The sequence below is a fragment of the Methylocystis sp. genome (genome assembly GCF_021731785.1).
Lineage (GTDB): Bacteria > Pseudomonadota > Alphaproteobacteria > Rhizobiales > Beijerinckiaceae > Methylocystis.
The window spans coordinates 1-8483 of sequence record NZ_JAKFWS010000130.1 but is presented as its reverse complement, the minus strand read 5'-3'; the positions used below and the strand labels follow the sequence as shown (position 1 = coordinate 8483).

2 protein-coding genes are annotated in these 8483 nt (G+C 62.3%); both read right to left on the bottom strand.

Annotation, left to right across the window (positions count from 1 at the left end; all coding sequences use genetic code 11):
* Window positions 1-278 precede the first annotated feature (278 nt).
* Window positions 279-4457 (bottom strand): DNA-directed RNA polymerase subunit beta', encoded by a 4179-nt coding sequence (gene rpoC / locus QZ964_RS17895; RefSeq protein WP_292533224.1) that lies wholly within the window; start codon window positions 4455-4457, stop codon window positions 279-281.
* A 103-nt stretch (window positions 4458-4560) separates the two neighbouring features.
* On the bottom strand, window positions 4561-8483 hold a 3923-nt coding region (gene rpoB / locus QZ964_RS17890; protein ID WP_292533222.1), incomplete at its 5' end, for a DNA-directed RNA polymerase subunit beta.

The following is an 8483-nucleotide window of genomic DNA, read 5'->3' as shown; positions in this document are numbered from 1 at the left end:
GATCAGCGCGCGCGCGGCGCGGGCGGGGAGGGATTGGGGCATGTTTATAGGCGCGCGTAATTCCCTCTCGCCGCGAGCGGGGAGAGGGCTAGGGTGAGGGGCCTGGGGTTCAGGCTAATAAGTTTCCTGCCCGTCAAGCGCCGCGAGGATCGTCTCGCAAACGTCGTCGATGTTTCGATAGACATCATCATTCACGACGCCACTCCAGTTTTCTATTCAGCGAACAAAAAAGGCCGCCCTTTCGGGGCGGCCTTTTCGCGTTCCGTACCGGTCGCACTTTACTCCGCCGGCGGCAGCGCCGGCGCGGGTTCGGCGGCTTCGGCGCGCTGCTCGATAATAAGCTCGTCGCGACCGCCGGCGATGGCGCGGAATTTCGACATCGCCGCGCCGGTGCCGGCCGGGATCAGACGGCCGACGATGACGTTCTCCTTGAGGCCGATGAGCGGGTCGATCTTGCCGTTGACGGCGGCCTCGGTGAGGACGCGGGTCGTCTCCTGGAAGGAGGCGGCCGAGAAGAAGGAGCGCGTCTGCAGCGAGGCCTTGGTGATGCCGAGCAGCACCGGCGTGCCTGTCGCGGGCTTGCCGCCGTTCTCGATCGCCCTGGCGTTCGCCTCTTCGAGCTCCAGCTTGTCGACCTGCTCGCCTTCGAGGAAGCCGGCGTCGCCCGGATCGACGATATCGACTTTCTGCAACATCTGACGCACGATCACTTCGATGTGCTTGTCGTTGATGTTGACGCCCTGCAGCCGGTAGACCTCCTGGATCTCGTTGACGAGGTAAGCCGCAAGCTCCTCCACGCCCTTGATCGCCAGAATGTCGTGCGGCGCCGGATTGCCGTCGACGATGTAATCGCCTTTCTCGACGACGTCGCCGTCCTGAAGGTGAATGTGCTTGCCCTTCGGGATCAGATATTCGACCGGCTCGCCGCCTTCCTCCTGCGGGATGATGCTGAGCCGCTGCTTGTTTTTGTAGTCCTTGCCGAACTGCACGACACCGGAGATTTCCGCGATGATCGCGTGATCCTTCGGACGGCGCGCTTCGAACAGCTCCGCGACGCGCGGCAGACCGCCGGTAATGTCGCGCGTCTTGGCGCTCTCGACCGAAATACGCGCGACAATGTCGCCCGCTTTCACCGTGCCGCCGGGTTCGACCGCAATGATCGAATCGACCGGCAGCAGATAGCGGGCGTCGCCGCCGCGTTGCAGCTTGCCGATCTTGCCGTCCGGACCCTTGATGACGATCGAGGGCTTGAGGCTCGCCGAGCGCAGGTTAAGGCGATAGTCCATGACCATGCGCTTGGAGATGCCGGTCGATTCGTCGGCGGTCTCCGACATCGACTGGCCTTCGACCAGATCCTCGAAGCCGATGACGCCGTCGATTTCGCTGATGATCGGCCGCGTATAGGGATCCCATTCGGCGATACGCTGGCCGCGCTTCACCTTGTCGCCTTCGTCGACCTTCAGCCTGGCGCCATACTGGATGCGGTTCACCGCCCGCTCCTCGCCGTTCGGGCCGAGGATCACGATGGCGACGTTACGCGCCATGACGATGAGGTCGCCGTCCGAGTTGCGGGCGAGATGGCGGTTGCGCACGTGCACCTTGCCCTCAAAATTCGACTCGAAGAAGGACTGGTCGGCGAGCTGCGCCGCGCCGCCGATGTGGAAGGTGCGCATGGTCAGCTGCGTGCCCGGCTCGCCGATCGACTGCGCCGCAATGACGCCGACGGCCTCGCCCATGTTGACCGGCGTGCCGCGCGCGAGATCGCGTCCGTAGCACTTGGCGCAAACGCCGTTCGACGCCTCGCAGGTCAGGACCGAGCGGATCTTGACCTCCTGAATGCCGGCGGCGTTGATTGCGTCGACGTGACGCTCCTGGATCATATCGCCGGCGCGCACGATGACGGTCTTGCCATCCTGCGACATCAGATCCTCTGCGGCGGTGCGGCCGAGAATGCGCGAGGTGAGCGAGGCGACGACCTGTCCGGCGTCGATGATCGCGCGCATGCGGATGCCGTTCTTTGAGCCGCAGTCGGTCGACGAGATGATCGAATCCTGCGCGACGTCGACGAGACGCCGCGTGAGATAGCCCGAGTTCGCCGTCTTCAACGCCGTGTCCGCGAGGCCCTTGCGGGCGCCGTGCGTGGAGTTGAAGTATTCAAGGACGGTAAGGCCTTCCTTGAAGTTCGAGATGATCGGGCTCTCGATGATCTCGCCCGAGGGCTTGGCCATCAGTCCGCGCATCGCAGCGAGCTGCTTCATCTGCTGCGGCGAGCCGCGTGCGCCGGAATGGGACATCATGTAGATCGAGTTGATCGGCACATCGCGGCCGTGCTCGTCCTTGCTCACCGCCGAGATGCGCTGCATCATCTCCTCGGCGAGCTTGTCCGTGCACTTCATCCAGGCGTCGACGACCTTGTTGTATTTCTCGCCCTGGGTGATCAGGCCGTCGTTATACTGCTGCTCATACTCCTTCGCCGCCGCGCGCGTTTCAGAGACGATCTTCTCCTTGTTTTCCGGCACGACCATATCGTCCTTGCCGAAGGAGATGCCCGCCTTGAAGGCTTCGCGGAAGCCAAGCGACATGATCCGGTCGCAGAAGATGACCGTCTCCTTCTGACCGCAGTTGCGGTAGACGGTGTCGATCATGTTCGAGATTTCCTTCTTGGTCATCAGCCTGTTGACGACGTCGAAGGGGATTTTGGTGTGCTTGGGCAAGAGCTGGCCGAGCATCATGCGGCCGGGCGTCGTGTCGAAAATTTTCAACACGCGCTTGCCTTTCTCGTCATAGGTCCAGGCGCGGCCCTTGATCTTGCTGTGCAGGGTGATCGCCTTGGCGGCGAGCGCATGCTCGATTTCGCCCTGGCTCGCGAACGCCATGCCCTGTCCGGGCTCGCCGTCGCGCTCGAGCGTGAGATAATAGAGGCCGAGAACGATATCCTGCGACGGCACGATGATCGGCTGACCATTGGCCGGATGCAAAATGTTGTTCGTCGACATCATCAAGACGCGCGCTTCGAGCTGAGCTTCGAGCGACAGCGGCACATGCACGGCCATCTGGTCGCCGTCGAAGTCGGCGTTGAAGGCGGCGCAGACGAGTGGGTGCAACTGGATCGCTTTGCCTTCGATCAACACCGGTTCGAACGCCTGAATGCCCAAGCGATGCAGAGTCGGCGCGCGATTGAGCAGCACCGGATGTTCGCGAATGACCTCGTCGAGGATGTCCCAAACCTCGGGCTTCTCCTTTTCGACGAGCTTCTTCGCCTGCTTCACGGTCGCCGAATAGCCCTTCGCGTCGAGGCGCGAATAGATGAAGGGCTTGAACAGCTCCAGCGCCATCTTCTTGGGCAGGCCGCACTGATGCAGCTTCAACTCCGGACCGACCACGATCACCGAGCGGCCGGAATAGTCGACGCGCTTGCCGAGCAGATTCTGGCGGAAGCGGCCCTGCTTGCCTTTCAGCATGTCGGCGAGCGACTTCAGCGGACGCTTGTTGGCGCCCGTGATCACGCGTCCGCGGCGGCCGTTGTCGAACAGCGCGTCGACAGCCTCCTGCAACATGCGCTTTTCGTTGCGGATGATGATGTCAGGCGCGCGTAGTTCGATCAGCCGCTTCAGACGATTGTTGCGGTTAATGACGCGGCGATAGAGATCGTTCAGATCCGAGGTCGCGAAGCGGCCGCCATCGAGCGGGACGAGCGGACGCAGGTCCGGCGGGATGACCGGGACCTCTTTCAGGATCATCCACTCAGGCTTGTTGCCGGACTGGATGAAGGCCTCGATGATCTTGAGGCGCTTCGCCAGCTTCTTGGGCTTGAGTTCGGTCTTCGCTTCGGAAATTTCGATACGCAGCGACGCCGCGATCGCTTCAAGATCCATCGACTCGAGAAGCTTGCGGATCGCTTCCGCGCCGATCATGGCCGTGAACGTGTCCTGGCCATATTCGTCCTGGGCGCGCAGATATTCCTCTTCCGACAGCAGCTGACGCTCTTTGAGAGGGGTCAGGCCCGGGTCGATGACGATATAGGACTCAAAGTAGAGGATGCGCTCAAGATCCTTGAGCGTCATGTCGAGAAGCAGGCCGATGCGCGAGGGCAGCGACTTCAGGAACCAGATGTGCGCGACGGGCGCGGCGAGCGAGACGTGGCCCATGCGGTCGCGCCGCACGCGCGCGAGCGTGACCTCGACGCCGCACTTCTCGCAGATGACGCCCTTGTATTTCATCCGCTTATATTTGCCGCACAGGCACTCATAGTCCTTGATCGGACCGAAGATGCGCGCGCAAAAAAGGCCGTCGCGCTCGGGCTTGAACGTGCGGTAGTTGATCGTCTCGGGCTTTTTGATTTCGCCGTAAGACCAGGAAAGAATTTTCTCCGGGCTCGCGATCGAAATCTGAATCTGGTCGAAGGCCTGCGTGGCCACGACCGGATTGAAGAGATTCATGACCTCTTGCTGATTCATCGTCTTCTCCTGGACCGGGAAGGAAGCGCCGCGTGCGTCTTCCGCCGGTCGAAAATCTTTTGGCGCGTTCCTTCTCCCGCAAGCGGGAGAGGAAACCGCGAACTTACTCCGCCGCCTCCACCGCCGTCGGCGGCGCTTCCTCTTCCGGCGCCGCGTTGGTCAGTTCGACATTGAGCGCCAGCGAACGCATTTCCTTGATGAGCACGTTGAAGCTCTCAGGAATGCCAGACTCGAAGGTGTCGTCGCCGCGCACGATCGACTCATAGACCTTGGTGCGGCCGGCGACGTCGTCCGATTTCACGGTCAGCATTTCCTGCAGCGTGTAGGCGGCGCCATAGGCTTCGAGCGCCCAGACCTCCATTTCGCCGAAACGCTGACCGCCGAACTGCGCCTTGCCGCCCAGCGGCTGCTGGGTGACGAGCGAGTAGGGTCCGATCGAGCGCGCGTGAATCTTGTCGTCAACGAGGTGATGCAGCTTCAACATATAGATGTAGCCGACAGTCACTTTGCGGTCGAAGGTCTCGCCGGTGCGTCCGTCGAACAGCGTGACCTGGCCGGATGAAGCCAGACCCGCCTTCTCCAGCATCTCGACGATATCCTTCTCGCGCGCGCCGTCGAAGACCGGCGTCGCGATCGGCACGCCGCGCTTCAAGTCCTTGCCGACTTCGACAAGGCTCGCCTCGTCGAGCGCGGCGAGCTCCCGGTCGTCGCCGTAGATTTCGGTCAACATTTTGCGCAGCGGCTTGACGTCCTTGCTGCGATAATAGGCGTCGACCGCCTGGGAGACCTGTTTGCCGAGACCGGCGCAGGCCCAGCCGAGATGCGTCTCGAGAATCTGTCCGACGTTCATGCGGCTCGGCACGCCGAGTGGGTTGAGCACGATGTCGACGGGCGTGCCGTCCTCGAGGAAGGGCATATCCTCCTGCGGCACGATGCGCGAGACGACGCCCTTGTTGCCGTGACGGCCGGCCATCTTGTCGCCGGGCTGAATCTTGCGCTTCACCGCGACGAAGACCTTGACCATCTTCATCACGCCGGGGGGCAGTTCGTCGCCGCGCTGCAATTTCTCGACCTTGTCGAGGAAGCGGTTTTCGAGTCCCTTTTTCGACTCGTCATACTGCTTGCGCACGGCTTCGATCGACGCCATCAGCGCGTCGTCCTCGACGACGAAGGTCCACCACTGTGAGCGGGGATATTCGTCGAGAATCGTCTGGGTCAGCTTCTCGCCCTTCTTGAAGGACTTCGGACCGGCGACGGCGGCCTTGCCGATCAGCGTCTCGGAGAGGCGCGCATAGACGTTGCGGTCGAGAATCGCGAGTTCGTCGTCGCGGTCCTTGGCAAGACGCTCGATCTCCTCGCGTTCGATCGCCTGGGCGCGCTCGTCCTTCTCGACGCCGTGGCGGTTGAAGACGCGCACTTCGACGATCGTTCCCTGAACCCCCGGCGGCACGCGCAGCGAGGTGTCGCGCACGTCGGAGGCCTTTTCGCCGAAGATGGCGCGCAGGAGCTTCTCTTCCGGCGTCATCGGGCTTTCGCCCTTGGGCGTGATCTTACCGACGAGAATGTCGCCCGCCTGCACTTCGGCGCCGATATAGACGATGCCCGCCTCGTCGAGATTCTTCAGCGTCTCTTCGGAGACGTTGGGAATGTCGCGCGTGATCTCTTCTGGACCGAGCTTGGTGTCGCGAGCCATCACCTCGAATTCGTCGATGTGAATCGAGGTGAACACGTCGTCCTTGACGATGCGCTCGTTGAGGAGGATCGAATCCTCGAAGTTGTAGCCGTTCCACGGCATGAAGGCGACGAGGACATTGCGTCCGAGCGCCAGATCGCCAAGGTCCGTCGAGGGGCCGTCGGCGATGATGTCGCCTCTCTGCACAAGATCGCCGACCCGAACGAGCGGCTTCTGGTTGATGCAGGTCGACTGGTTCGAGCGCTGGAACTTCATCAGCCGATAGATGTCGACGCCGGGCTTGCCCGGATCGAGTTCTTCGGTCGCGCGGACGACGATACGAGTTGCATCGATCTGGTCGACCACGCCGGTGCGGCGCGCGGAGATCGCGGCGCCCGAGTCGCGCGCAACGATCGCCTCCATGCCGGTGCCGACGAGCGGCGCGTCGGCTTTGACCAGCGGCACCGCCTGGCGCTGCATGTTCGAGCCCATGAGGGCGCGGTTGGCGTCGTCGTTCTCAAGGAACGGAATCAGCGCCGCGGCCACGGAGACGAGCTGCTTGGGCGACACGTCCATCGCGTCGACTTTTTCGCGCGGCACGAGCATCACGTCGCCGGCGTGACGGCAGAGCACAAGGTCTTCCGTCAGATTGCCGTCTTTGTCGACAATCGCGTTCGCCTGGGCGACGTGATATTTCGCCTCTTCCATCGCCGAGAGATAGGCGACCTCGCCCGTCACCTTGCTGTCGCGCACGCGGCGGTAAGGCGCTTCGATGAAGCCGTATTTATTGACTCGCGCGAAGGTCGCGAGCGAATTGATCAGGCCGATGTTCGGACCTTCCGGCGTCTCGATCGGGCAGATGCGGCCGTAATGCGTCGGGTGCACGTCGCGCACCTCGAAGCCTGCCCTTTCGCGGGTAAGTCCGCCCGGACCAAGCGCCGACAGACGACGCTTATGGGTGATCTCCGACAGCGGATTGGTCTGGTCCATGAACTGCGACAACTGCGACGAACCGAAGAACTCGCGCACCGCCGCCGCCGCCGGCTTGGCGTTGATGAGGTCCTGCGGCATGACCGTGTCGATATCGACCGAGGACATGCGCTCCTTGATGGCACGCTCCATACGCAGCAGGCCCAGCCGATACTGATTTTCCATCAGTTCGCCGACCGAACGCACGCGTCGATTGCCAAGATGGTCGATGTCGTCGATCTCGCCGCGGCCGTCGCGCAGATCAACGAGCGCCCTCACCACCGCGATGATGTCTTCGCGACGCAACGTCCGCGTGGTGTCCGGCGCGTCGAGATCGAGGCGCATGTTCATCTTGACGCGGCCGACCGCCGAGAGGTCGTAGCGCTCCGGATCAAAGAACAGCGAATGGAACATGGCTTCCGCCGTGTCCATCGTCGGCGGCTCGCCCGGACGCATGACGCGATAGATGTCGAACAGCGCTTCCTCGCGGCTCGAATTCTTGTCCACAGCGAGCGTATTGCGGATGTAGGGGCCGACATTGATGTGGTCGATGTCGAGCACCGGCAGTTCGTCGAAGCCTTTTTCGATCAGAGACGGCAGCGTCTTGGCGGTGATCTCGTCGCCAGCTTCGGCGAAGATCTCGCCGGTGGCGGGATCGAAGAGGTCCTGTGCGAGATATTGTCCGTAGAGCTCTTCGGGCGCGACTCGGATCGCTTTCACGCCATTTTCGGCGAGCTGACGCGCGGCGCGCACGGCAAGCTTCTTGCCGGCTTCGAGAATAACCTGGCCGGAGTCGGCGTCGATCATGTCGGCGACGGCCTTCACGCCCTTGATGCGCTCGGCGTCGAAAGGCATACGCCAGTTCTCGCCGTCCTGCGTGTAGAGGATCGTCTTGTAGAAGGTCGACAGAATCGTCTCGCCGTCGAGGCCGAGCGCGAACAGAAGCGACGTCACCGGAATTTTGCGGCGACGGTCGATGCGCGCGTAGACGATGTCCTTGGCGTCGAATTCGATGTCGAGCCAGGATCCGCGATAGGGAATGATGCGGGCGGCGAACAGCAGCTTGCCCGAGGAATGACTCTTGCCTTTGTCGTGGTCGAAGAACACGCCCGGCGAGCGATGCATCTGCGAGACGATGACGCGTTCGGTGCCGTTGACGACGAAGGTGCCGTTCGACGTCATGAAGGGCATGTCGCCCATATAGACGTCCTGCTCCTTGATGTCCTTGACGGACTTCGCCTGCGTGTCGGGATCGACATCGAATACGATCAGTCGCAGAGTCACTTTGAGCGGCGCGGCGTAGGTCATGCCGCGCTGGCGGCATTCGTCGACGTCATATTTCGGCTGTTCGAACTCGTAGCGCACGAATTCGAGCAGGGAGACCT